The following is a 24,982-nucleotide window of genomic DNA, read 5'->3' as shown; positions in this document are numbered from 1 at the left end:
CCGGTTACATGGGAGTGAAGTGGCCGCCTTCGCTTTTCAGTTTTTTGGAGGGAATGACCACTTCCTTGCCGTCGTCCCCCGTTGTTTCCACGTAACCGATACCGTGGCAGGAGATGCCGTGGCGTTTGCAGATTTTCTGCACCGCCTCGGCGTCGTTGGCGTGCTCGACGATCACGCAGAACCCCACGCCCATGTTGAACACCTCGTACATCTCCGCATCGCTGATCTCCCCCCTTTGTTGAATGAGTGAAAATACAGGGGGAACGTCCGGCAGGGGATCGATGACGAAGCGGATGCCTTTTTTCTGCACGCGGAGCAGGTTCAACAGACCGCCGCCGGTGATGTGCACCAGCGCTCGCAGGTCGAGGCCGGCATCGAACATCTCCAGCACCGCGGGAACGTAAATACAGGTCGGTTCCAGCAGTTCCGCGCCCAGCGTGCGCTCCAGCGACTCCTCGTATTTGTGCACGTTTTCCTTCTGTTCGTCTTCCGTTTCGCCCAGCAGCACGCGTCGGGCCAGGGTGAGCCCGTTGCTGTGCACCCCGCTCGACGCCATTCCCAGGATCAGGTTGCCTTCGGCGATGTTCTGGCCGGTGTTGATGCGGTCGAGCTGGATGTGCCCCAGCGCCGCTCCGATGAGGTCGATGCCGCAGATGATCTCGCGGATCTGGGAGATTTCGCCGCCGGAAATGCTGATGCCCGCCTGCCGCGCCCCCTCCGCCAGTCCCTGGCCCAGTTGATCGAAGACCTGCGGCTCCAGGTGCGAGCAGGCGATGTAGTCCACCATGCTGACAGGTTTGGCGCCGATGCAGATGAGGTCGTTGACGTTCATCGCCACGCAGTCGATGCCGATGGTGTCGTACTGGTGCATCATCTCGGCCACGCGCATCTTGGTGCCGACACCGTCGGTACAGAGTGCCACACCGGTTCCGTTGCCCAGGTCGATGACGTTGGCGAAGTAACCGATGTCGGCTTTGACCGGGAATTCGGTGTTGAACTGCCGGGTCGGCAGGATGTGTTTGAGTATATGGTCGAGCGCGGTTTCAGCGCCGGTCTGGCTGACGCCGCTTTCTTCGTATTTTGAAGGGGTCGGGTTGTTGTTCGGCATGGCAGGTCGCAGGGTTGATGGAGTTTTTTTCACTATATCATTATTGCCCGGACGGTTGAATCTTTTTGGAAACCGCGAGCGAACCAAAACAGATGACGAGGTTGAGAGTCATTCCCAAAACGCCGGAATGGATGCCCCACACTTTCGGGTGGTTGGCGTCGGCGAGGCCCAGGTCTCCGGCGAAGTTCAGTCCCATCGCTAAAGCCGACCCTGCCAGCAGACCCGTCATCACCGTCCGCGCCCCGAGACGCGTTGTGTGCACGCCCATGTAAAACGCGGGCACGCATTGCAACAGGAGGTCGAACTTCACCTTGAGCAGTTGGATGAGCGTGCCCTCGTAACCCAGAGCGAGTCCGGTGATCGGCACCATGAGCACCCAGGTCAATACCTTTCCGACGCGCGTCAGGTGCGCCTGTGTTGCATCCGGACGCACGTACTGGCCGTACAGGTCCTGCGTGATCATGGAACTGATGCTGAGAAGCGCCGAGTCGGCGGTGGACATGACCGCCGCGAGGATCGCCGCGAAAATGAACACAACCAGCCAGTAACCCAGTGCCGACGCCTGCATCACCTCCCGGCACATCAGCGCCAGCACCGTCTCCGACGGCACCACCGCCTCTCCTGTCTCCGCGAGAAACAGGCGGTCGAGGTCCGGATAATGCGCCGCCATCAGGATGCCAACCGCCACCGCGATCACCGTGGTGAGGAGTGGCATGAATCCCATGGCGGCGAGCGAGCGCTTGAGGGCCCCGGCATTTTTGGCGGCGTAGATGCGTTGCAGGGCCTGCGGATAAATGGCCGCGCCCAGTCCGACCATCAATATGAAACTCAACCACGTGCGTGCGCCCTCGCCGGTGGGTGGCGACACTTTAAACCTCGTTTCGGGATTGGCCGCGAGCGTGGTCAAGGCATCGGTCAGGCTTCCCAGCTGACCGAATGCGAGGAGCAGGAGGATGAGGAACCCGGTCATCAGGATGCCGCCCTGGATGACGTCGGTCCACGCCACACTGCGCATGCCGCCCAGCGATTCGTACACCAGCATGATGAGGGCGAGTCCCACCACGCCGACCCACATCGGGATGCGGCCCTGTGAAATGCCGGCGAACGCCGTACCCAGTGTTTTCATTTGAGCCAGGGTGAAGTTGCACAGCACGTACACCATAATGAGCGTCACCGCAATGCGGAGGGCGTGACTGCCGAAGCGGTGATAAACGTAATCTCCCGGTGTGATGAATTGGTGTTCCCGACTCAGCCGGTGCAGGCCCGGCGCGAAAATGAGATAGGCGATGACGATGGCCGTCATGAAGTGCACGCACACCAGGAAACGCAGGCCTTCGCGGTAGGCGGCGCCACTGAACCCGAACAGCGTGTTGCCGCTGTACTGCGTGGCGTAGAGCGTGAGCACCAGAACGAGGAACCCCATCTCCCGGCCGCCGAGAAAAAAATCGTTGAGGCTGTTTTCCTTTCGCCGCGAATAGGCGTACCAGCCGATACCGAGCAGGGAGAGGATGTAGATGGCGACGACGAACAGCGCACCGGGTCCGAAGGGAAGCTCCGTCATGCGGCGGGGTCCTCGTCATTCTCCGGTTCCCGCCAGACGCGGAGCGTCACCCACGCGATGAAGCCGCTGGCTGCCACGCTGACCCCCAGCGCGAATATTGCCCAGCCGGGAATGCCGAGCCAGTTGCCATCGATCGGCCAGATGGGAATCATCGCCACGATCAGGATCGCGAACACGCCCCACACCCAGCGGGGAAACCGGGCATCGTTTGCGGATGAAGAGCAGGGTTTGGAAGAGGAAGAATGTTCGAGCATTACAAATAGCTGGGAGGGAGCGTTACGGGTACACGCCCATTTCGAGGTAGCTGTTGGCGATTTTTTCGATGGCGATGGCCATGGCGGCAATGCGGTACGATTCCACGTTTTCGTTCCGCCAGAAATACTCGCGCATGTGCTGGAACGCCTCGCGCATGGTGTCATCGAGACCGGAAAGCACCAGTTCCCCTTCACCCGGCCCGACCATCAGCTTGGCGGCGAGGGTGCCCTCGATTTTATGGCCGTTGCTTTCCAGCGCCTGGATGAGCAGTTCGTTCTGCGTCTCCTCCCAGCGCCGCGTCATCCTGCCGAAGCGGATGTGCGACAGGTTCTTGATCCACTCGAAATAGGAAACGATGACGCCGCCTGCGTTCAGGTAGATGTCCGGGATCATCCACACCCCGCGTTTGCGCAGAACGGTTTCCGCGTCGAAGGTGACCGGACCGTTCGCCGCTTCGGCGATCAGTTTCGCCTGGATGCGCGGCGCGTTTTCCAGTGTGATGACGCCCTCCATGGCGGCGGGGATGAGGATGTCGCAGGCCTCTTCCAGCAGGGCGCTCCCGTCGTCGTAAAACTGTTCACAGCGGAATCCCTTCACCCCGCCGTGCACCCTTTTGAATTCCGCGACCTCATCGACGTTGAGTCCGGCGGAATCGTACAGGCCGCCGTCCCACTCGATGATGCCGATGATCTTCGCGCCGTCTTCATCCTGAAGAATCTTGGCGGCGTGGTAGCCGACGTTGCCGAGACCCTGCACGATGACGCGCTTGCCTTCCAGCGTGCCTTCGAGCCGCGCCTGTTTTTTGTCTTCGGCGTGACGGAAGAACTCGCGCAGGCCGAACACCGCACCGCGTCCCGTAGCCTCCACGCGACCGCGGATGCCGCCCGCCGATACGGGTTTTCCGGTGACGCAGGCGAGGTGGTTGATGTCCGTCGGCCGGTGCTGGATGTAGGTGTCGGCGATCCAGGCCATCTCGCGCTGGCCCGTTCCCATATCCGGAGCGGGTACGTTCAACGCCGGGTTGATGAGGTCCTTCTTGATCAGCTCGTAGGCGAAACGGCGGGTGATGCGCTCCATGATGTCCGGTTCGAAATGCTTCGGATCGACCACCAGACCGCCCTTGGAACCGCCGAAAGGCACATTGACCAGCGCACACTTGTACGACATCAGGGCGGCGAGCGCCTCGACCTCGTCCTGCGTGACCATGGGGGAGAAACGGATACCGCCTTTCACCGGAAGTTTGTGGTTGCTGTGCACCGCGCGCCAGCCGATGAAACTTTCGAACCGGCCGTGAATGCGCACCGGGAACCGCACCTGGTACACGTTGACCGCGCCCTTGACGAAATAGGCCAGGCCTTCCGGTATATCCAGAGTCGCGGCGGCGAGATCAAAAGACAGGTTGACGTTTTCGCGGAAACTTTTCTCCTGCGTGGTCACTTTGGGCATCGGGTTTCGGGCTCCTCTGCTGTTGCGTTGCCTTTTACAATGTAAAACTCCAAAGCCCGGCTTTACAGTAAAAAATGGCCTGTCCGGGAAATTTACAAAATTTCCGCCGTCAGCCTCTTCGACTGAAGAGGAGCCCGGCGCATGCCGTGTTACCATGTGCTTTCAAAGTCGGCCCATTTTTGCGAAAGAGGTCATGCAACAGCGCACCCACGAATTCACCGTCGCCACACGCGGACGCGGACTGCACAACATCAACGCCACACTGGTGGACTGGGTGGAGCAGCAGGGGCTGACCACAGGACTGTTGAACGTGTTCCTGCGGCATACCTCGGCGTCCCTCGTCATTCAGGAAAACGCCGATCCCGACGTTTTGCACGATCTGGATGCGTACCTCACGCGGCTGGTGCCTGACGGCGATCCCAGATACCGTCACGACGCCGAAGGCCCGGACGACATGCCGGCGCACATCCGCGCCGCCCTCACGCAGACGCAAATCGCCATTCCACTGGTAAAAGGACGGCTCACCCTCGGCACCTGGCAGGACGTGTACCTGTTCGAACACCGTACCGAGCCGCACCGCCGTAAGGTCGTTTTGCACCTGATGGGAGAATGATTTCGAAATTATAAGGATTGCCGATACGGCTTGACCGTTTCCTCCAATCCTTTACACTAATTAAAGTCGAACCCGCGGCCGATACGATGGCATGAGCCGCATCCACGTACTTGCCATCATTTCTGACGCCCCCACTGCCACCCCCGTGGCGGAGCTTGTAGTGGAATCCAATACCAAACGAAAAATCTGGCAGGCTGTTTCGCTGGTTCTGTTTCTGATCGGCGGATTTTTTTATTACGTGCACTTCACCGGCAACCCTTTGCAGTTGGCCTTCGTCGAGGAAATGAAAAAATCCGGCCTGCTGGACTCCATGCGTTTCAACAGTGCGCTGGATAAATACAAGGAAGGCCGTTTTGAGGAATCATTGAGCACGCTCGCACCCCTGCTCCGGAAAAAAAACGCTCCCTCCGATCACCTGGCGCTGGGGGCGTGGTTGAGTTACCGGTTTGACCGCTACGCACGGGCGTTGGAACTGGCAGAGAGGGCGCTGGAGAAGGATCCCGAACGCGCACGGGAACACGCCCTGGCCGGGGCCTGTTACCTGGCGGGCGGACACGTGGACCGGGCCATCGAGCATTCCAAGGAGGCGGTCCGCTTGAACCCAAGGTTAACCCTGCCTTACCTGACACTGGGAGAAATCCTGATCCGGCAGGACCGGAATGAAAAAGCCATTCTCGTCGTCAAACGCGGCGCCCGCAACAATCCCCGTTCCGTCAAGGCGTGGAACCTGTTAAGCTCGACGTACCTGAAAATGGATCAACTGGACAAGGCGATCCTGACCGGGCAGGCGGCTCTGGAGATCGATCCCAATTCCGCGGAAGCGCATTACAACCTGTCCCGCGCCTACTACAAGCAGAAGGATTCCGGTCCCGCCATCCGCCACATCCAGTTGGCGGAGGACCTGTACGAGGCGCAGGGCGAAACCAACTGGACGGCGCAGGCCCGGCAGGCCAAGGAAGTGATGCTGAAGGAATTCAAGATGCGGCCGGAAGACATCATCCATTAACCCCCCCACCCGATACCGACAGGGAGTTGGTCATGACCGCTTTCACACCGGACGACCCGGAACCGGGCAACGTCCCGACGGATCCCGCCGAGATTCATTTCCGAAAAGCGTGGCAGTGCCGCCGTGCCAAAAAACTGGAAGAGGCGGTTGCCGAATTCGAAAAGTCCCTGAGCTACGATCCCAACCACCCGGCGACGCATTTCAACCTGGGGCTGGTGGCGGACCAGATCGGGCAGGGGCAGAAGGCGGTGCACCACGCCGAAAAGGCGCGCGATCTGTTTTTGCTGAAGAACGATCCCTCAAAACAAGCCACCGCGCAACGGCTGCTCAACAAACTCTACCGCAAATATCCGGAACACGACCCTTCGCGGAATACCTGAACAAAAAAAGGAGGACCCGGAGGTCCTCCTTCCTTCAAAAGCAATCACGCAACAAGCGGTCCTGCACGTTTTGGAACCGCACCTGTCCTGCCTAGCTTTTCTCCTGCTGTACGAACTGGAAGCGCCGGATGGTGAGCGCGGCGACGATGACCGCGACCATGAATCCGCTCAATGCCGCGCCGCCCAGAATCATCACAACGGAAATCGGGATGTTGGTCAGCATCCATTCGAGGATCGTGTGCAGGCCCAGCCAGGATTCGGGGCTGGTCATCCAGCCGTGCAGGGCCGTGCCCTCGAACAGGAACGTCCAGATCATCATCAGCGGCATGAACTGCCAGTCACCCGCCTGCAACCACAGGAACACCTGGTACAGCAGGAGGCCGGTGCCGATCGCACCGATCAGCATGCCAAAGCCCCACAGGGCGAAGCTGATGCCGCCGCAGACGTAGTCGAACGTGGTGAACTTGCCGTAAAGAAATTTGATCTCCTCTTTCATCCGCTCCCAGCTTTTCCAGAAGCCTTTCTGCAGAAGAAACTTGAGCGCGTCGGTGAGGTCCGTCAGAAACACGCGGGTGTTCTCGGCGCCCTTAACCATGTCCTTGGCCAACTTCGGTCCTTCGGCCATGGTTTCCTGATAAATCGTTGGTTTGGTCGTCATGGGTGATGCCCCTCCTTTTTGCCTGTTCACAAGGTTGCGGGACAATAATAAAAACTACCTCTAGAGTAGTCCGGGTGCGGCCCGGATCGCAATATCCCTTTGTACTGTTTAGATGAAATCGAAACCGCCCCGATGCAAGCTTTTCTAAAGAAATCATTTCGCGAACTGATTTTGAAAACCTTTATCACCCCGCGTGGCGGGGGGCAAAATGGCTACTGCGTGGTGGTGACTGCGATGGTCCGTGGGGGCAATTTCGAACGTGTGGTGGGGTATTGCTGTTGAATTATGGAAGGATAAAGGAGACCGGACGCGCTCCCAACGCAAACCGTTCGCTCCGGACATGGCCCGGTGGATTTGCTTTTTGGGGTGATGGGATAAAATGGTAAGGTGAGGGCGCACGGAACCAATGGGTAACGACACGACATTTCATTCCATTACGGGGAGTTTATGATTGCAGGCTACGCCACGCCGGAAGGCACGAAGCAGTATCGGGACCGGTTCGAACTCCAATGCGGTGAAGAGCATTTTCAAAAAGCGGGGCCGCTGTACTGGTCTTCCGTGGGCCTCGGCACCTACCTGGGCAATGCGGACGACGACACCGACGACATGGTGTACCAGTCCATCGTCAACTGCGTGAACGCGGGCATCAACGTCATCGATTCCGCCATCAATTACCGCGGTGAGCGCGGCGAGCGCTGCGTCGGCCGCGCACTGGAGGAACTGGTCGGGCAGGGTGCAGTGCACCGCAACGAGGTGATCGTCTGTTCCAAGGGAGGGTTCCTGCCGCAGTCGCTGGGCGTCGAGTGGTTCCAGGAACAGTACGGGGCCGGCGAGGAGCCGGCCATCGGCATGGACGACCTGGTGGCGGACTGCCACTGCATGCACCCGCTCTATCTGCAGGACCAGTTGGAGCGGAGCCGCCGGAACCTGGGCCTCGAAACCATCGACATCTACTACGTGCACAATCCCGAAGCCCAGTTGGGCAACGTGCCGCAGGAGGTGTTCTGGGACCGGCTGGAAAACGCGTTTGCGTTTCTGGAGCAGGCGGTGGTGGAGGGCAAGATCCGCGCGTACGGGCTGGCGACGTGGAACGCGTTGCGCCTGCCGCCGGGGCAGGCCAAGCATCTGTCATTGGAACGCGCCAAGAAGATCGCCCGGTCGGTGACGGAAAGCGGGGCGGATCATTTCCAGTACGTGCAGTTGCCGTTCAACCTGATGATGCGCGAAGCGGTGGGGCGACCGACCCAGCCGCTCAACGGCAAGGTGACTTCCGCCGTGGTCGCCGCCAGGGAACTGGGATTGATCCCGGTGGTCAGTGGTTCCATCGCACAGGGCAAGCTGGAACCGCTTTCCGAAGAGCAGCGGCATTTGTTCGGCGACGCTCCCTTCAACGATCTGCAACGGGCGTTGCAGTTCACGCGCAGCACCCCCGGCATCGCCACCGCGCTGGTGGGCATGAAGCGGCTGAACCACATCGAGGAAAACCTGGCGGTGTGCCGAGAGGAACCGATGGACGGGGCCCAGTTCAAGGCGGTGTTCCAATCCCTGTAGTTAGACACATCATTACCCATTCAGGGTGTCTATTCCCTTTTCCTGAAATTCCAAAAATGTTTCCAGTCGAAACAATTTGAAAGTAAAGAGGTTATGAAAACCTCAACAAAAAAATCAATATAACCTGACAAAACTGTAGAATTTTCGGGAAAATGTTATATACTTCGCGTTCGCAGGATTGATTCTTGCGCAATTAAAGAGGTATTTCTGGCTGGAAAGCTGGTTGCTCAGGCCCTGCCTCGGGGCTTCAAAACCAGTACAAAAATCGCTTTTGGACGGGGGAGGGGAACTTTGTCCGAAAGCCGATGTGGCGCTCTTATGGCTGACGAGTGCCCGAATTTTATAGTTTACCCCTCCTCAACTCAGCCTGACATCCAAACAATTCATTCAGGGTCGTCCCAATGGGACGGGCACGCTCTTTTTAAAGACAGCACGGAAGGGTTTGCTAAAAAGGACTCTACTTCGGAGCACCTAAACTATATCCAGTTCACCCGTATTCTGTCAAACAAAAACTAATAAATTGGCCGTCCAGTATAAAAAAATAGACTTGAAGGAAGTGGGTCAGCGCATCCGGAATTTGCGCGGGTCATTGAGCCAGCTGGCGTTTGCCCGCAAACTGAATGTACACCAGGTGGACATCAGCCGACTTGAACGCGGCGAGACCGTGAACCCGTCTCCGGAACTGTTGCTGAACATTTGCCGGCTGCAGGACCCGCAGGTGAACCTGGAGTGGCTGGTTTCCGGCCAGGGACCCAAAGCCAAGGATCCGGTTCAGGAAAACGAGGAGAGGATCCCGTCTGCGGAGGAATTCCTTTACCTCAGCCGCATTTACCGGGAGGCGGACCCCAATCTGAAAGCCTCGCTGGACCACCGTGAGATGGTGGATCACCTTGCTTTCAAGAAAAAATGGGTGCAGGAAAACCTCCAGGTTCCAGAGGACCGGCTGGTGCTGATCGAGGCCATCAGCGACAGCATGGAGCCGACCCTTAATCAAGGCGACCTGTTGTTGATCGACGGCTCGGTGAATTACATTCGTGATGACGGCATCTATTGCCTGCGAACGCCAAGGGACGAGATATTGGTCAAGCGCCTGCAAAGACTTCCGGGCGAGAGGCTGGCCGTCAAGTCCGACAACCCCAAATACGAGCAGTTCATCCTGTCCGAAGAGGACATCCCGCGTTATGCCATCATCGGCCCGGTCGTCTGGATTGGCCACCGGTTCTGAATCCTCTCCCCACACCCCTCAAAGCATTTCAATCAGTCCGGGAACTCAACGATTCGCACCGCTTGTTTCAGGTTCAGAAACTTGGCGCTCAATCGCAGTCCCGTCCGTTGGCAGTGTTTTAAGTTGATGTGCAGGGTGTAGCGCAATGTGCCATCGGCCACGGGTGTCAGCACGAACTGGATCATGCCGCCTTGTTCCGAAAATCCTTCGATTTCGCTCACCGTAACAATGGGCAGGTTGGAGATGAGTTCCTTCAGGCCATCCCAACGGTTTTTTTCGGAGGGCAATACGTAGAGGAGGTGGCAGGATCGGACCGATTCGGCAAGTTCCGTGTTGGTGGAGAAAAATGGCAGGATGCCCAGCGACAGGATTTCCAGGTGAACCGGCCGGCCCTGTATGGAAGAACCGGATTCAATGATGAGCCGGTCGATACTCCGGGCCATGCCCTCAATATCGTGACCCAGTACGCAGAATTTGATCGGCCTGCCGGTCGCTCCCAGTTTCGGTGAAGGCCACGTGGTGTATTCGGCGATGTAACGCAGGTAAGCCACCTTGAGTGCCGTGGCTTTGGCCTGGTCAAATTTTTCCGGGACCTGACCCTCGATGATCCGGGAAGGATAGAGGAAACTGGAAAGAAAGAGCCAGGCCATTGCGAGCAACAGCACCGCCCCACACCTTCTTCCCACTCCCTGTTTGCCCCGAAACCGGACCATTTCAATATCTCCAGACCACCTGGCCGAAAACCGAGCGTTCAATGAGCGAAAGGTCTGTGGTCTGGGCCGTGCCGGTCGTGAGTTCCAGGTGATGCGGGTCGAGCAGGTTGCGTCCCACCACGCTGAACTCCCAAGATGAATTGGGCCGCCAGCCGAGACGCAGGTCCAGCCGCGTGTAGGATTTGATCCGGGTGCTGCTGGCCAGAATGGAGTCCACGTAGTAAAGGATCTGGTCGAATTCGAATTGGCGCGGCAGGTCGATGTGGGAACGCACGTTGAACTGGTACATCGGGTCCACCTGTTCTTCCTGGCCGATGGTGGTGTCCTGGCTTCCCGGATCCAACTCCAGGTTCAAGTCGAACCAGGTGAATGCCGTTTTCAGTTGCCACCAGTCCAGCGGGTTCCAGTTGACAGCGGCCTCGACGCCGTAGCTGTACCCGGACTTGCGGTTCTGGAAAGTGAACGGCACCACCGGATGAGCCGGAGCGGGCGTGCCCTCCACAAACACGGCCCCCTGTTCAAGCGTCCTCAGGTTTTCGTAAAAATTCATGAATGTGGCGATGTCCAGCAACAGGTCTTTTCTCGGCTGAACGCGGTATCCCAACTCCAGTGCCAGCATGTCTTCCGACTCATAATCCTCTTTGCCGATGAGCGCGGTGATGGCCGGTCCGGCCGGACCCGGCTGGTTGATGCGCAGGGAATCGTCGGCGCGGGAGGGGATGCGCACCGCACGGGACACCGCCGCCCAAACCGTGTGTCTGGGGTCCGGCGTCCACAGGAGACGCGCGCTCGGCTGGTACTCGAAGCCGGTGAAGTTGTTGACCGAAAGCTTGGTGCCGACGGTGAGCGTCCACAGGTTCGGCGACAGCACGATCTGGTCCTGCACGAAACCGCTCGTGATGTAATTCAACCGGCGATCGGGGTCGAACTGGAAGCCGAGCGTGTTTTCAAAGGAATCGTCGTAGAACCGTTGGCCGAATCCCCAGATGATTTCATGGCGCGGTCCCATCTGGAGCCGGTGCTGGAAATCCAGGTCGTAAGTGTCGATCGTCAGGTCCGCGACCTGGAAGGTGCGCCGATGCTGGCGGTTGTAATAAAACTGCAGGGAAAAGTCGGAATCCTGGCTCAGCTTGCGGTTCCACCGTGCGAGGAACATGCCGCCGTCGATCTTCCAGTCGCTTTGCTGAACCCCGGCCTGGGGAGGCGCGAACGAAACGAATCCGTTCCGGTTCCTCCGTTCCAGCTCCCCGTCATAATAGTTTCCGGAAAAGGTGAAGGTGTTGGATGGCGAGTGGTTCCAGTCCACGCGAAACCCGCCGCGCCCCACGCGGTAGTCGTCCACTCCTTCCATGCCCTGCATGGTGTCGAGGGGCGCGCGCTGCACGTATTTTCCCCAGACGCGGTAGGCGGTTTCCGGACTGGCCTGCCCTCCATAGCGGAAGGAATCGATGGTGTGCACCATGGTGCCGGCCCCCGCGCTCACCAGGCCACCCTGCGTGCGCTGGGCAGACTTGGTGATGATGTTGATCACGCCGTTGACGGCGTTGACGCCCCACAGCGAGGCCCCCGGACCGCGGATCACCTCGATGCGCTCGATGTCTTCCAGGATCAGATCGACCTCGTCCCAGAACACTCCGGAGAACACCGGGGTGTAAATCGACCGGCCGTCGATCATCACCTGAAGCTTGTTGGCGAACCGGTTGTTGAAACCGCGGGCGGAAATGGCCCAGCTGGCGGAATCGATCTGAGCCACCATCATGCCCGGCACCAGCCTCAGAGCTTCCTGCACGCTGGTGGCCCCGGTGCGGCGCAGGTCCTCTCCGGTGAGCACGTAGATAGCGGATGCAGTCTTATATAGCGGTTGTTCTTTTTTGGCGGGAGAGGTGACGGTGATCTGGAACAATTCCTCCAGCGGCACCTCCATCAAGGTATCGTGCGGCTCCGAAAAAACCGGCGGCGTCTCCACCGCAAACGATTCCCCGGGTTCAGCAAAGCCCGAATGGGCCTGTGTTAAAATGCCCCCGGTAAAGAGCAGGAAGAATAAGAGAAGTCTCGGGAATCGTGGGGTCATGGCAATGGGTAGACGGGCCGATCCAATCAAGCAAAACCCAGAAAGGCCCGGAGAGGGTGCAGGAAGTTCGGGACCGCATTCAATTATTGTTTTCCGTTCAGGGTATTCGAATTCGGTTTCTACCCCTTATAGCTCAACCTGGAGCCGTGATAAACAATTGAAACCGTTTTGTTTAAATCTTTTTACTGGCGCCTGGTCCCTCCCTTATCGAAACCCGGGCTTTGGAACATTAATTATTGCGGATTTTGTGTGAAGGGAAAACCCTCGAATTCCCTAAAGCCGAAATATTTTTGATTATATCGGTTTTTCGAAAAAGACCTGCATCTGCGGAGCGGAAAATATTCCGGGTTTGCGTTTGGCGCCCGGGGGAGTATCATTCCGGTTTTTGGTCCGCCGCGCGGGCGGGCATAAAGAATAAAACGGCAAGGACGGAAGCATGGCGATTTCTGAAAAAGTGGCGGGGTTCATGGAGCGGGCCTCCTGGATCCGCAAGATGTTTGAGGAAGGCATTCGCCTGAAGCAGGAACATGGCGAGGAAAACGTGTTCGACCTGTCCCTGGGCAACCCGGTGGCGGAACCGCCGGAAGCGGTGAAGGCGGCCATCCTCGCTGCCGCGCAGGACCCCACCCCCGGCCGCCATCGCTACATGCCGAATGCGGGTTTCCCGGATGTGCGCGCCGCCATCGCAGAGGCCCTGTCGGCGGAATGCAAGGTGACGCTGGGTGCGGACGACATCGTTATGATCTGCGGGGCGGCTGGCGGACTCAACATCGCGCTCAAGACCCTGCTCGATCCGGGCGACGAGGTGATCGTGTTCGCGCCGTACTTTGTTGAATATTTTTTCTACGCGGACAACCACGGCGGGCAGGCGGTGGCGGTGAACACCAGGCCGGATTTTTCGATCGATTTCGACGCGCTTGCCGCCGCCATCACCGACCGGACCAAGGCGGTCATCATCAACTCGCCGAACAACCCCACCGGCGTGGTGTACACCCGGCAGGCGATGGAAGAACTGGCAGCCCTGCTGAAGGAGCAGTCGCTGAAACGAGGCAGACCGATCTACCTCATCGCCGACGATCCGTACAAGAAGATCCTGTTCGAGGGCGAACCGACGCCGAACCCGATTGAGGTGTACGAGCACAGCCTGTACATCACTTCGCACTCCAAGGACCTCGCGGTGCCCGGCGAACGCATCGGCTACGTGGCGGTACACCCGGAATGCGCCGATGCGGCGAACGTCATGTCGGGACTCATCTTCTGCAACCGGGTGCTGGGATTCGTCAATGCCCCGGCGCTGTTTCAGCGGGTGGTGAAAGAGGTCCAGCACGTGACGGTGGATGTGGACGCCTACCGCAGGCGCCGCGACCTGCTTTACTCGGAACTGACGCGCATCGGCTACGACGTGGTGAAACCGGGCGGGGCGTTTTACTTTTTCCCCAAATCGCCGCTGGAGGACGAAATGCGGTTCATCGAGATTCTGACGGCGAAAAAGGTGCTGGTGGTGCCGGGGCGCGGATTCGGCGCTCCGGGCTATTTCCGCCTGTCGTACTGTTTTCCGGATGCGGTCATCGAGGGGGCCCTGCCGGGGCTGGAAGCGGCCTTTCGGGAGGCGCAAAACGGGTAGCCGCAGGCCGAATAAATCCAATTGCGGTTTCCGAGCATCTCACTATTTGATAGAATGACCTCATACCTAACCATCCCGGATAAACCATTCACTGGAACAGAACCATGAGTTTGACGCAAGACCAGATCAATCGATACAGCCGCCACCTGCTTCTGCCTGAAGTGGGCGTGGAAGGCCAGGAGAAAATCTGCAACTCGAAAGTGCTGTGCATCGGCACCGGCGGGTTGGGATCTCCGGTGTCCCTGTACCTCGCCGCGGCGGGCGTGGGCACCCTGGGTCTGATCGACTTCGACGTGGTGGATCAGAGCAACCTGCAACGCCAGATCGCGCATGGCGAATCGACCGTCGGTGTGCTCAAGACGGAATCCGCCAAGGCGCGGATCAAAGACATCAATTCCGACGTGGACGTCGTCGTGTACAACGAGCGCCTGACCTCTGAAAACGCCCTGCGCATTTTCAAGGACTGGGACGTGATCGTGGACGGCACCGACAACTTTCCGACGCGCTACCTGGCGAACGACGCCTGCGTTCTCCTGGGCAAGCCGTATGTTTATGGATGCATCCTGCGCTTCGAGGGGCAGGTCTCGGTATTCAACCATGCGGACGGCCCGTGCTACCGGTGCCTGTACCCGGAACCGCCCCCTCCCGGCCTGGTGCCGAGCTGTGCGGAAGGCGGAGTGCTGGGTGTGCTCTGCGGCATCATCGGGTGCCTGCAGACCAACGAAGCCCTCAAGATCATTCTGGGCAAGGGCGATCCCATGGGCGGACGCCTGCTCATCTTCGATTCGCTAGCCACGAAGTTCCGCGAGATGAAACTGCGCCGGGACAAAAACTGCCCGATCTGCGGTGACAACCCGACGATCAAGGAACTCATCGATTACGAACAGTTCTGCGGAATCATGCCTGCAGCGGCGGAAGATGAAGAAGCCGACCGGGCGATGGAGATCGAACCGGAAGCGGTGAAGGCCATGCTCGATCAAGGCAGGAATTTCCGTTTCATCGACGTGCGCGGGGACGGCGAACGGCAGATCTGCCGCATCGATGCCGCCACGATGATCCCCCTCGACGTCATCGAGGAGCGGAATCCTGAAAAGCTGAACGGCCTGCAGAAAACGGACGAAATCGTGATTCATTGCAAGAGCGGGGTGCGCAGCCTCAAGGCGGCCAAAGCGCTCAAGTCGATGGGATTCGACAACGTCAAAAGCATGCGCGGCGGGATTCTGGAGTGGTCGGAGAAAATCGATACTTCGATACCGCAATATTAATCGTTCAATTAGGCTTACCTGCAACGAGGTTCCGTTTACCGTTCTTGACATGGGGCGGTCCCCGGTTTAAGGTGCCTCTAAGCAATCAAGTTTTGTTTGGGGAAACACGTGTAATTAAGGAAAGGAGGTTTCCTTGAGTCACTCCGAGGATCCCGAACGCGATTACGAAAAGCTTTCGAAAGCCATCACCGAAGCGGTGCTGAGCTCCGAGAAAGTTAAAAAGATCGTTGCGGAAATACAGAAGCGGGAGGAAATCTGCCCGCAGAGCTTCATGGTTCTGGTTCTCAAGCTGCAGACCCTGACCGAAGGGTTTGACGTGGAAGTGGAAGAGGGCTCGGAAAAACCCAAGAAGAAACCCCGCCGTTCCAAAAAGAAAGCCGCGGACACATCTCAGTACATCGATGGCCAGCCTTTGTCGCAAAAGGAAATCGAGTTTGAGGAATTCGTCAGCGAAAACTTCGATACGGAAGAATGGCTTAAAAAGAACGGTCTCATTTTGTAAACAACTTCTTCTTTTTTTCCTTTTCACAGCCGTCTTCTCGGTTTCATTTCCACCCGGCCTGTCCTGGCCGGATAGTTTCGAACAGGAACGCCGCCGCATGGTAAGCGAGGACCTGCGCGGGCGGGACATCACCGACCCGCGGGTGCTCGAGGCCATGGGCCGTGTTCCCCGGCACCAATTCGTGCCCGCCTCGCGGCAACCGTTCGCTTACTCTGATTTCCCCCTTCCCATCGGCCACCGCCAGACCATCTCGCAACCTTACGTCGTTGCCCTCATGACCCAGGCTCTGGAGTTGAAACCCGGCGACCGCGTGTTGGAGATCGGCACCGGTTCCGGCTACCAGGCCGCGGTGCTTTCCGGACTGGCAAGCGAAGTCTATACCATCGAGATCGTCGAACCCCTCGCCCGTGAGGCCCGCGACCGCCTGCGAAAACTGGGGTACAATAATGTTCACACCCGCCACGGCGACGGCTACAAGGGATGGCCTGAACACGCGCCGTTCGATGCCATCATGATCACCGCAGCCGCCCCGAAGGTGCCCGAACCCTTGCTCGACCAGTTGAAGGTCGGCGGGCGCATGGTGCTTCCGGTGGAAGCCGAGGTGGCACAAAAACTGTTGCTGATCCGGAAGGATGCCGGGGGCATTTCGCAGGAGGTCATCACCGGCGTGCGCTTCGTGCCGATGACCGGGGCGGTGCGCAACCGGTAGTTTGAAACGGGAGGTGTGGGATGCTTCGCCAACCCGCGGTGTCCGGCCGCTTTTATCCGGACCAGCCCCAGGCGTTGATCGAGGAAGTCAAAAGCCACCTGTCAGGCGACCGCAATGCCGTGCGTGCATTGGGGGTGGTGGCGCCGCACGCGGGCTTCATGTACTCCGGTGACGTCGCGGGATCCGTGTACGAGCGCATCGAGATTCCCGAACGCATCCTTCTCATCGGACCCAACCACACGGGCCGCGGCCGGCCCGTCGCCATCCAGTCCCAGGGCGCGTGGGTCATGCCCATGGGCGACGTGCAGATCGACACCGAACTCGCCGCCGCCATCAGGAAACACCTGCCCGGCGTGGAGGAAGATGAAGCCGCGCACGAAAACGAGCATTCCCTGGAAACGCAACTGCCTTTCCTTCAATACCTGAAAAAAACATTCAAGTTTGTGCCGCTCTGCCTGAAACGGCTCAGCCTCAATGACTGCGTGAAGGTGGGGCACGCGCTGGCGGGTGCGATTGAGGAGATGAATGAACCGGTGCTGGTGGTGGCGAGCTCGGACATGACGCATTATGAAACGCATGAAAGCGCGCTGGAAAAGGATCGCCGGGCCATTGACCGGATATTGAAACTCGATGCCGCCGGACTCCACACCACCGTGCACGACGAGCGCATCACCATGTGCGGGGTCAATCCCGCCACCGTCATGCTGACCACCGTGCGCGACCTCGGCGCGAAGCAGGCGGTGCTCAGCCGCTACATGACGTCGGGGGAAGTGAGCGGCGATATGGAAAGCGTGGTGGGGTACGCCGGGGTGATCGTGACCTGAGGCGGATTCAGGGGTTTCCGCGCTGAATGATCTCGATCTCGTATTTGTCCGGGTCCTCGGTGAAGAGGAACCGCGAGCCGCTGCGGCTTTCGGTGGGTCCTTCGGTGATGGGCGCGCCACCTTCCTTCAACCGTTTCAACCACACATCCAGGTCGTCCACCTCGAACGCGAGGTGAACGAGGTCTTCGGGCACGGAAACCTCGCCGCTGTCGGGAAACGAACACAACTCCAGTTCGGCGTCGTTTTCCGGAAACTGCAGGAACACCAGTTTCGAGCCGCGCGGCGAAGTCGATTCCTCAACCACTTTCATTCCCAGCACGTCGCGGTAGAACTTCAGCGATGCGTCCATGTCGGACACGCGGAAGCGTGTGTGCGCGTACTTCATGCAGGCACCGGGACGAAGTTGACATCAGGTTTGTATTTTTCGAGTTCGGCGCTCACCAGCTGCTGGTACTCGTTGAGCTTTTCCTTGTTCGTCGCCTCGAACCGCAGAACCAGCACCGGCTGCGTGTTGGACGCGCGGAGCAGGCCCCAGCCTTCATCGAACTCGATGCGCACGCCGTCGATGTCGATCACATTGTAGCGTGCGCGAAAGATTTCGGTCACTTCCTTCACCAGGCTGAATTTCAGGTCGTCGGGGCAGTCGATGCGGATTTCCGGCGTGTTGTGCATGACGGGCAGGTCGGCGAGCATCTCGGAAACCGGCTGCTCTGTATTGGAAACGATCTCCAGCATGCGGCAGGCGGCATAGATGGCGTCGTCGAATCCGAAGTAGGAATCGGCGAAACACATGTGTCCGCTCATCTCGCCTGCAAGCAGGGCCTTGGTTTCCTGCATCTTTTTTTTGATGAGCGAATGACCGGCGGCGGACATATGCGGCTGGCCTCCGTGTTTCTTGATGTCTTCAAACAGGTTGCGTGAACACTTCACCTCGCCCACCACCGCCGTACCGGGGTGGCGTTTCAACAGGTCGCGCGCGAACAGGATGAGCAGTTGGTCGCCCCACAGCAGGTTGCCCTTGTCGTCCACCACGCCGATGCGGTCGGCGTCGCCGTCGAAACCGATTCCTATCTGCGCCTGTTCTTGTTTTACGCGGGCCATCAGGCTTTCCATGTATTTGGCCACGGTGGGATCGGGATGATGGTTCGGAAACGTGCCGTCCGGTTCGCAGAACTGCTCGATGCTTTCCACGCCGATGCGGCGGATGAGTTCGGGGCCGACGATGCCGAAACAGCCGTTGCCTCCGTCCAGCACCACCTTGATCGGACGCTTGATTTCAATCAGGCCGGCAATGTGGTCCATGTAGTCCTGCTTGATGTCCTGTTCCCGGGCGCTTCCGCTCCCGGTCTCAAAATCGTTATTGTCGATCAGTGCCTTCAATTCCTGGATGCGCTGGCCGTACAGGCTGTGCTTTTCGAAACTGATTTTGAATCCGTTGAATTCCGGCGGGTTGTGGCTGCCGGTGATCATCACCCCGCCATCGACGTCCAGTTTGTGAAGGGAGTAATAGGCGACCGGCGTCGGCACCATCCCGATGTCGATGACATCGCATCCCGTCGCGTTCAGGGCCCGGGTCAGGATGACGCGGAACTCTTTGGAACTGGCGCGAATATCCCAACCCAGTGACAATGTCTTTTTGTTGTGGCGCCGGAAATAGGTGCCGATGGCCTTGCCGATCAACTCGACGTTTTCGGGAGCGAGGTCCTGCTCCACGAGGCCCCGGATGTCGTATTCGCGGAAGATTTGAGGGTTCATCATTTGAGGGGGAAAAGGTTGTCTGTTATATTGAATAGCTGAATGATTTCAAGAATAGAATAATTGCGACCCGTTGGCAACGCAGGAAATGGTGAGCACGCCGGGCGAGATACGGCCGCGGGACGCCTGCTGCAGGATCATACAATGACAGACATTGCGATTGTGACCGGCTCGAGCGGCATGGTCGGCTCCGAAGCCGTTGAGTTTCTGCTGGGTGAGGGATTTTATGTGCACGGCGTGGACAACGACATGCGTTCGGTCTATTTCGGCGAACAGGCTTCCACCGTGTGGAACGAACAGCGCCTGACCCAGACTTACGACTCCTACTCCCACCACTCCGTGGACATCCGCGACCGTGCCAACATGGAGCGGTTGTTCAAGACGTACGGCAAGGACACGAAACTCATCGTTCATTCCGCGGCGCAGCCGTCGCACGACTGGGCCGCAGAGCAGGCGATGACCGACTTCACGGTCAACGCCAACGGCACGCTGGTCCTTCTGGAGCTGGCCCGGCTGTTCTGTCCGGACGCCGTTTTCATCTACATGTCCACCAACAAGGTGTACGGGGACCGGCCGAATTCCTTTCCCTTCGTGGAAGAAGAGACGCGCTGGGAACTGGAAACCAAGCATCCGTACTACGCCCACGGCATCGACGAGAGCATGAGCATCGATGAATGCATGCACAGCCTGTTCGGCGTGTCCAAACTGTCGGGCGACCTGATGGTGCAGGAGTTCGGCCGCTACTTCGGCATGAAGACGGCGTGCTTCCGTGCGGGGTGCCTCACCGGGTCCGCGCACTCCGGGACGGAGATGCACGGTTTCCTTTCGTACCTGATGATGTGCACCATGAAGAAAACCCCCTACAAGGTGTTTGGCTACCAGGGCAAGCAGGTGCGCGACAACATCCACAGCAGCGACACCGTCTCGGCGCTCTACCAGTTTTACATGCGGCCGGGAGTGGGCAAGGTGTACAACCTGGGAGGAGGGCGCCACAGCAACTGCTCGGTGCTGGAGGCGATCCAGATGTGCGAGGAAATTTCAGGCAACAAACTGAAATGGGAATATGTGGATAAGGCCCGGGCGGGAGACCACATCTGGTGGATCAGTGACGTCACGCGCTTCAAAACCGATTATCCCGAATGGGATTACAAATACACCCTGCAACAGACCCTCCAGGAAATACACGACGGACTGCGCAAGCGGATTTAACGACACGGTTTATTTTTTAAAACGGGTTGCTGACGATGCCCCCGTCAACGGTGTAATGCGCGCCGGTGATCCACGATGCCTGATCCGAGGCGAGAAACAGCGTGAGACCGGTGACGTCCGCCGGCACACCGATGCGTTTGAGCGGCACTTCCTGCGCCGTGGACTGCTTGATCTCTTCAATTTTTTCTTCCTTGCTCTGGCCCGAACTTTTGGCGCCGGCCTCCGCTTCGAATTCCCAGGACCGTGTCCACACCGGACCCGGCGCGACGGTGTTGACGCGGATGCCGTCCGGCGCGAGGGTGTGTGCGAGCGACACGGTGAGGTTCGAAATCCCCGCCTTCATGGCGGCGTAATGCGGGAAGATTCCGGTCGGACGGTTGCCCGCGATCGACGAGATATTGAGGATGCAGGGAGACTTCGATTTTTTCAGCTCCGCCACCGCCAACCGGCACAGGCGAACGGCGGTCATGAGGTTGATGTCAAACGCCTCCTGCCAGTCGTCGTCGGTGAGTTCGAAGAACGTCGCCATTTTGGTGATGGAACCGACATTGTTGATGAGTACGTCGAGTCCGTCCAGCTGCTCCACCGCAAACCAGAAGAAGCGTTCGAGGTCGTCCTTCTGCATGAGGTCGGCGTACTGGAACAGGTGCCCGTCGCCTTCGATTTCCTTTTCCAGAGTCTGCAGGCGCTCCGTGGTGCGGGCGCACCCGGCGACGCGCGCACCTTCTTTTCCGAAAGCCAGCGCCAGTTCGCGGCCGATGCCGTCTCCCACGCCCGTGATCAGGACTTTGCGTCCTGCCAGATTCAAATCCATGTTAAAATTCCTTTCCTGTTTTCCAGCCAGCCTTTGGAGATGCATCCATGAATCCCCCGAACATGATCGATCAGGTGCAGGCGTCGCCGTCCCTGATTTGGGTCGCGGCCACCATCTGCCTGCATATCATCAACGTGTTCGTCGGATTGTCGCTCGGGTTTCAGAAGAAGACCCCCTCTTTGGTGCGGACGCATCTGCTGGTTTATATTGCGGTGCTGTTCGGACTCGGTTCCTACCTCGTGATCAATGCAATTCATGGAGAAAACACGATCTGGGATTACCTCGTGGCCCTCTACTTTATCACAATCATTCCGATGAGCCGCAAATGGGATGTGGTTTTGCATGCGGGAGTGACGGTGATGGGGCTCATCTTCCTGCCGATGCTGATCCTGCTTCAGATCATTTGAAGACGCACTTTCGCCGTCCACATATTTTGCCGGGTCGTTCAGACGGATAAGAAGGAAAGGGGAGTGCCGGAGAGGGCGCTCACTCCACCAGCTTGGTCTTGATGGAGATGTCGCCGTACACCTTGGTGCGGCAGGCCAGCTTGCGGTTGCCGTTGATCTTGTGGAGTTTCTCGATGAGACCGTGATCGTTCACGTGTTCCATGGGCTCGATCTCCACGAGGCAGGTGCCGCAGGACCCCATGCCGTGGCAGTTGGTGTATTCGTGGAGGCCCCGGTAGAGACTGATGTCGTGGTGCTGGGCGGCTTTTCTCAGGTTGCCGCCGTAGCCGACTTTGAAGACTTTCTGTTCACCGGTTTCGGTGTCGTGAACGGTGATCTTGGGCATGGATGTTTCCTCAAAATGCCGTATTTTCGGTCAATTAACCCCAGAATGAAGATTGTAAATTGACATGGGAAGCGGCAAAAGTCAAACAAATTCTCTCCCGCCATGCGGGAGGGAAACGGGTCAGCACGTTGACCGCGAACGAGGGTCCGGGGCCCTGTTCTGGATTCATTTTCCGTGCCCGCTTCCACCCCATGGAGTGGGGTTAGATTGAATAGTTGTGGCCGGTCAGGATTTTCTTTTCCTTCAGGTAATCAACGATGCGGGTGACCGCCGTGTCGATGTCCTTGGCGTCGTTCAGGCTGAGCACGATTTCCGGCATGCCTTTCGGGTACTGGTCGTCGGTGATGCGCACCTCCACCAGCGGGCTCGGTTCGATCAGCAGGTTGACGTTCGAGTGGTCCTCCTGGTTGAACACGTTGGAGGTGGAAATGACCACGTGGCCCGCGTCGAGGAACAACTTGGCCACCTCGCCAAAGCGGCGAACCGCCTCGCCGTCGGAGAAATACGTCTCCGCGTCCATGTCGGCGCCGACGCCCACCTGGATGTTGCGTCCGTCCAGCAGGTAGCTCTGGAAATTCTGGTGGAACAGCACTTCTTCCAGCTTGCCTGCCAGCGCTGCCTTGCCGGTGCCGGACTTTCCGGTGAACAGGATCATGGCGGGCAGGTGCCCGTTGCGGTAGGCGCGCATTTCCGAGGTGACGGTGCCCTTCACCCAGTGCGAGTCGCGGTAGCGTGCCTCGTTGCGCAGGCGATCCACTTCCTCAAGCGGGGTGAAGTGGGTGATGATGCCGCCACCGCACACGTCGTACTCATCCACCAGCACGAATCGTCCGGTTTCGGCGATGTCGGTGAACAGGTCGAAAGCGACGGGCCGCTTGGTGCGTAGCGTCACTTCCGCCACGTCGTTCTTGGCGATGAAATCCTGGTCCGGGAGGGTTTCCAGTGTCGAGGCGTCGATGGCTTTCTTGAACTCGACGACCTCGCAGTCCACGTTCTGCGTGGTGAGTTTCAGCTTGTAGGTTTCGCCCCGTTTCAGGTGGCGTTGTCCCATCCAGAACACGTTGGCGTCGAACGTGGTGGTGACCACCGGTGCGTTCTTTTCGAGGCTGATGATCTCACCACGCTCCAGGAACAACTGCTCGGCCAGCGTGATGCCCACCGAGTGCTGCGCTTCCACCGCTGCCGGGGTATCCGCATTCCACGTTTCGATACTCTTGATCACCGTGCTCTTGTTGGACGGAGAAAAGAGGACGCGGTCGCCGACTTTCGCCGTGCCCGATTCCACCCGGCCTGCGATGATGCGTCGCTGGTCGAACTTGTACACGTCCTGGATGGGCATGCGGAACGGTTTTTCCACGGTACTGACTTTTTCCTGGAACTGGTCGAGGCGTTCGAGGATGGTCGGCCCGGTGTACCACGGCATGTGCTCGGAACGCTTGGCGACGTTCTCACCTTCCTTCGCGGAAATAGGGATGAACTCGCGCACCTCGATGCCGATCGACTCCAGAAACTGCGTGTACTCGCTTTTGATGCGAAAGTACACTTCCGGGTCGTATTTCACCAGGTCCATCTTGTTGATGACCACCGCTACCTGCGTCATGCCGAGCAGGCGCAGGATGTAGCCATGGCGGCGCGACTGCTCCTGCACGCCTTCGTGGGCGTCGATCAGAAGCAGGGCGGCCTCCGCGTTGGCGGCGCCGGTGACCATGTTCTTGAGAAATTCCTTGTGGCCGGGGGCGTCGATGATGACGTACCAGCGCTTCTCGGTCTTGAAGAAGATCTGCGAGGTGTCGATGGTGATGCCCTGCTCCTGCTCTTCTTCCAGAGCATCGAGCAGGAAAGCGAACTCGAACGACTTTCCCTGCTGGTCGCAGATGTTCTTTACGAAATCCAGCTTGCCCGTGGGCAGGCTGTCGGTGTCGGCAAGCAGACGACCCACGAGCGTGGATTTGCCGTGATCCACGTGTCCCACGATGACCAGCTTCATCAGGCGGCCATCCTGGGGAGTCTTGAATCCGTTGTCTCCCATATTTACATGTAACCTTTAGCCCGAAGCTTCTGCATGGCGTACGCGTTTTCCTGGTCCTGCGCGCGCCCGGAGCGTTCGGATACGGTGGTGTTTTTCAATTCATCAATGATCTCTTTCACATTCCGCGCCTTGGACTTGATGGAGCCGGTGCAGGGGGCGCAACCGAGGGACCGGTAACGTTCTCCCTGCTTGTTGGCGAAATACAGGTCGATGATGGGGATGTTCTCCCGCTCGATGTATTCCCAGACGTTCAACTCCGTCCAGTGCAGAAGGGGATGGATGCGGATGTGAGTGCCTTCGGCGAAGGTGGTCTTGAACTGATCCCACAACTCCGGCGGCTGATCCTTGAAGTTCCATTCAAAGTTTTTATCGCGCGGCGAAAAGTAGCGCTCCTTGGCGCGCGTGCCCTCTTCGTCGCGACGGATACCGAGGATGAGTCCGGTGAAATTGTACTCTTCCATGGTCTGTTGCAGGCCCTGGGTCTTGAGCGCTTCACAGCACACCAGGCGCCCCATTTCGTGGTTCATGCCCTCGTCGAGGGCCTTCTTGTTCTGGCCGACAATGAGGTTCAGGCCCCATTTTTTGGCGTAGTGGTCGCGGTACTCGATCATTGCCGGAATCTTGTAAGAGGTGTCGATGTGCACCAGCGGGATCGGGCAGTGGCCGAAAAACGCCTTGCGCGCCAGCCATAGCATCACCGTGGAGTCCTTGCCGATGGACCACAGCATGGCCAGGTTTTTGAAATTTTTATAAGCTTCACGAAGAATGTAAATGCTCTGATCTTCGAGGTCAGTCAAATGATCCATGATAAACGTACCTGTGCGGCGCGAGGGCCGGGATGGGGATGAATGATCCCACTTTATATTCTTAAT

General features: G+C 58.5%; 25 protein-coding genes. 12 read left to right on the top strand and 13 right to left on the bottom strand.

Translation table 11 applies throughout. The features are described from left to right. Positions 1 to 4: 4 nt before the first annotated feature. The 4 genes from purM to ACTRXA_RS04635 are packed head-to-tail and all read right to left on the bottom strand — an operon-like array spanning position 5 to position 4,370. A complete protein-coding gene (gene purM, locus ACTRXA_RS04650) occupies positions 5 to 1,108 on the bottom strand; it encodes a phosphoribosylformylglycinamidine cyclo-ligase (RefSeq protein WP_442426037.1) in 1,104 nt (367 codons plus the stop codon). A 40-nt stretch (positions 1,109 to 1,148) separates the two neighbouring features. Continuing rightward, entirely contained in the window at positions 1,149 to 2,669 is a 1,521-nt protein-coding gene (locus ACTRXA_RS04645) for a sodium:solute symporter family protein (protein WP_442426036.1), read from the bottom strand. Continuing rightward, entirely contained in the window at positions 2,666 to 2,923 is a 258-nt protein-coding gene (locus ACTRXA_RS04640) for a hypothetical protein (protein ID WP_442426035.1), read from the bottom strand. Before ACTRXA_RS04640 ends, ACTRXA_RS04645 begins: the two co-directional genes overlap by 4 nt. Positions 2,924 to 2,945: 22 nt before the next feature. Then, complete coding sequence (locus ACTRXA_RS04635; protein WP_442426034.1) at positions 2,946 to 4,370, bottom strand: Glu/Leu/Phe/Val family dehydrogenase; 1,425 nt, start codon at positions 4,368 to 4,370, stop codon at positions 2,946 to 2,948. A gap of 193 nt (positions 4,371 to 4,563) precedes the next feature. On the opposite strand from ACTRXA_RS04635, the gene ACTRXA_RS04630 reads away from it, so the two are divergent. From ACTRXA_RS04630 to ACTRXA_RS04620, 3 genes are all read left to right on the top strand, one after another. Then, complete coding sequence (locus ACTRXA_RS04630; protein ID WP_442426033.1) at positions 4,564 to 4,983, top strand: secondary thiamine-phosphate synthase enzyme YjbQ; 420 nt, start codon at positions 4,564 to 4,566, stop codon at positions 4,981 to 4,983. Between the two features lie 91 nt (positions 4,984 to 5,074). Further along, positions 5,075 to 5,989 carry a tetratricopeptide repeat protein gene (locus tag ACTRXA_RS04625; RefSeq protein ID WP_442426032.1) on the top strand — a complete coding sequence of 305 codons (915 nt, stop codon included), beginning with the start codon at positions 5,075 to 5,077 and terminating at the stop codon, positions 5,987 to 5,989. A 32-nt stretch (positions 5,990 to 6,021) separates the two neighbouring features. Then, the gene (locus tag ACTRXA_RS04620) at positions 6,022 to 6,369 is read left to right on the top strand and encodes a tetratricopeptide repeat protein (protein WP_442426031.1); all 348 of its coding nucleotides are present in this window, start codon (positions 6,022 to 6,024) and stop codon (positions 6,367 to 6,369) included. Positions 6,370 to 6,460: 91 nt separating this feature from the next. On the opposite strand, the gene ACTRXA_RS04615 is transcribed toward ACTRXA_RS04620, so the two are convergent. Then, positions 6,461 to 7,027, bottom strand: coding sequence for a hypothetical protein (locus ACTRXA_RS04615; RefSeq protein ID WP_442426030.1), 567 nt, complete (start codon positions 7,025 to 7,027; stop codon positions 6,461 to 6,463). Between the two features lie 447 nt (positions 7,028 to 7,474). Here ACTRXA_RS04615 and ACTRXA_RS04610 point away from each other — a divergent pair, with 447 nt between their 5' ends. Then, positions 7,475 to 8,578 (top strand): aldo/keto reductase, encoded by a 1,104-nt coding sequence (locus ACTRXA_RS04610; protein ID WP_442426029.1) that lies wholly within the window; start codon positions 7,475 to 7,477, stop codon positions 8,576 to 8,578. Between the two features lie 556 nt (positions 8,579 to 9,134). After that, positions 9,135 to 9,803, top strand: coding sequence for an XRE family transcriptional regulator (locus ACTRXA_RS04605; protein WP_442426342.1), 669 nt, complete (start codon positions 9,135 to 9,137; stop codon positions 9,801 to 9,803). A gap of 32 nt (positions 9,804 to 9,835) precedes the next feature. Here the strand turns inward: ACTRXA_RS04605 and ACTRXA_RS04600 are convergent, their stop codons facing one another. Then, the gene (locus ACTRXA_RS04600) at positions 9,836 to 10,516 is read right to left on the bottom strand and encodes a YfiR family protein (RefSeq protein ID WP_442426028.1); all 681 of its coding nucleotides are present in this window, start codon (positions 10,514 to 10,516) and stop codon (positions 9,836 to 9,838) included. A 1-nt stretch (position 10,517) separates the two neighbouring features. Then, positions 10,518 to 12,482, bottom strand: a complete 1,965-nt coding sequence (locus ACTRXA_RS04595) for a TonB-dependent receptor plug domain-containing protein (RefSeq protein WP_442426027.1) — start codon at positions 12,480 to 12,482, stop codon at positions 10,518 to 10,520. 541 nt (positions 12,483 to 13,023) lie between these two features. On the opposite strand from ACTRXA_RS04595, the gene ACTRXA_RS04590 reads away from it, so the two are divergent. The 5 genes from ACTRXA_RS04590 to amrB all read left to right on the top strand — a co-directional run bounded on the left by ACTRXA_RS04590 (position 13,024) and on the right by amrB (position 17,511). Further along, complete coding sequence (locus tag ACTRXA_RS04590) at positions 13,024 to 14,211, top strand: pyridoxal phosphate-dependent aminotransferase (protein ID WP_442426026.1); 1,188 nt, start codon at positions 13,024 to 13,026, stop codon at positions 14,209 to 14,211. A gap of 104 nt (positions 14,212 to 14,315) precedes the next feature. Then, positions 14,316 to 15,476, top strand: coding sequence for a molybdopterin-synthase adenylyltransferase MoeB (moeB, locus tag ACTRXA_RS04585; RefSeq protein ID WP_442426025.1), 1,161 nt, complete (start codon positions 14,316 to 14,318; stop codon positions 15,474 to 15,476). 133 nt (positions 15,477 to 15,609) lie between these two features. Beyond that, positions 15,610 to 15,978 (top strand): hypothetical protein, encoded by a 369-nt coding sequence (locus ACTRXA_RS04580; protein WP_442426024.1) that lies wholly within the window; start codon positions 15,610 to 15,612, stop codon positions 15,976 to 15,978. A gap of 58 nt (positions 15,979 to 16,036) precedes the next feature. Continuing rightward, on the top strand, positions 16,037 to 16,687 hold the full coding sequence (locus ACTRXA_RS04575) for a protein-L-isoaspartate(D-aspartate) O-methyltransferase (RefSeq protein ID WP_442426341.1): 651 nt from the start codon (positions 16,037 to 16,039) through the stop codon (positions 16,685 to 16,687). Positions 16,688 to 16,707: 20 nt separating this feature from the next. Next, complete coding sequence (gene amrB, locus ACTRXA_RS04570) at positions 16,708 to 17,511, top strand: AmmeMemoRadiSam system protein B (RefSeq protein ID WP_442426023.1); 804 nt, start codon at positions 16,708 to 16,710, stop codon at positions 17,509 to 17,511. A gap of 7 nt (positions 17,512 to 17,518) precedes the next feature. Here amrB and ACTRXA_RS04565 read toward each other — a convergent pair whose 3' ends face one another. Continuing rightward, on the bottom strand, positions 17,519 to 17,896 hold the full coding sequence (locus tag ACTRXA_RS04565; RefSeq protein WP_442426022.1) for a VOC family protein: 378 nt from the start codon (positions 17,894 to 17,896) through the stop codon (positions 17,519 to 17,521). Further along, positions 17,893 to 19,266 carry a phosphomannomutase/phosphoglucomutase gene (locus tag ACTRXA_RS04560; RefSeq protein WP_442426340.1) on the bottom strand — a complete coding sequence of 458 codons (1,374 nt, stop codon included), beginning with the start codon at positions 19,264 to 19,266 and terminating at the stop codon, positions 17,893 to 17,895. Before ACTRXA_RS04560 ends, ACTRXA_RS04565 begins: the two co-directional genes overlap by 4 nt. A 144-nt stretch (positions 19,267 to 19,410) precedes the next feature. Between ACTRXA_RS04560 and ACTRXA_RS04555 the strand changes: the two genes are divergently transcribed. Beyond that, positions 19,411 to 20,475, top strand: coding sequence for an NAD-dependent epimerase/dehydratase family protein (locus tag ACTRXA_RS04555; RefSeq protein WP_442426021.1), 1,065 nt, complete (start codon positions 19,411 to 19,413; stop codon positions 20,473 to 20,475). 16 nt (positions 20,476 to 20,491) lie between these two features. Here ACTRXA_RS04555 and ACTRXA_RS04550 read toward each other — a convergent pair whose 3' ends face one another. Continuing rightward, positions 20,492 to 21,289: an SDR family NAD(P)-dependent oxidoreductase gene (locus ACTRXA_RS04550; protein WP_442426020.1), complete on the bottom strand. Its 798-nt coding sequence runs from the start codon at positions 21,287 to 21,289 to the stop codon at positions 20,492 to 20,494. 47 nt (positions 21,290 to 21,336) lie between these two features. On the opposite strand from ACTRXA_RS04550, the gene ACTRXA_RS04545 reads away from it, so the two are divergent. Beyond that, on the top strand, positions 21,337 to 21,696 hold the full coding sequence (locus ACTRXA_RS04545; RefSeq protein WP_237100533.1) for a hypothetical protein: 360 nt from the start codon (positions 21,337 to 21,339) through the stop codon (positions 21,694 to 21,696). 79 nt (positions 21,697 to 21,775) lie between these two features. Here the strand turns inward: ACTRXA_RS04545 and ACTRXA_RS04540 are convergent, their stop codons facing one another. The 3 genes from ACTRXA_RS04540 to cysD all read right to left on the bottom strand — a co-directional run bounded on the left by ACTRXA_RS04540 (position 21,776) and on the right by cysD (position 24,916). After that, positions 21,776 to 22,081, bottom strand: a complete 306-nt coding sequence (locus ACTRXA_RS04540; protein ID WP_005005479.1) for a 2Fe-2S iron-sulfur cluster-binding protein — start codon at positions 22,079 to 22,081, stop codon at positions 21,776 to 21,778. Between the two features lie 202 nt (positions 22,082 to 22,283). Then, positions 22,284 to 24,110, bottom strand: a complete 1,827-nt coding sequence (locus ACTRXA_RS04535) for a GTP-binding protein (RefSeq protein ID WP_442426019.1) — start codon at positions 24,108 to 24,110, stop codon at positions 22,284 to 22,286. A 2-nt stretch (positions 24,111 to 24,112) separates the two neighbouring features. Next, on the bottom strand, positions 24,113 to 24,916 hold the full coding sequence (gene cysD / locus ACTRXA_RS04530; RefSeq protein WP_442426018.1) for a sulfate adenylyltransferase subunit CysD: 804 nt from the start codon (positions 24,914 to 24,916) through the stop codon (positions 24,113 to 24,115). Positions 24,917 to 24,982: the final 66 nt, after the last annotated feature.

Source organism: Nitrospina sp. P1_D6, from assembly GCF_052156615.1.
Taxonomy (GTDB): Bacteria; Nitrospinota; Nitrospinia; order Nitrospinales; family Nitrospinaceae; genus Nitrospina.
Note: the sequence above shows the minus strand (reverse complement) of the source record. Positions and strands in the feature narration are given on the sequence as shown.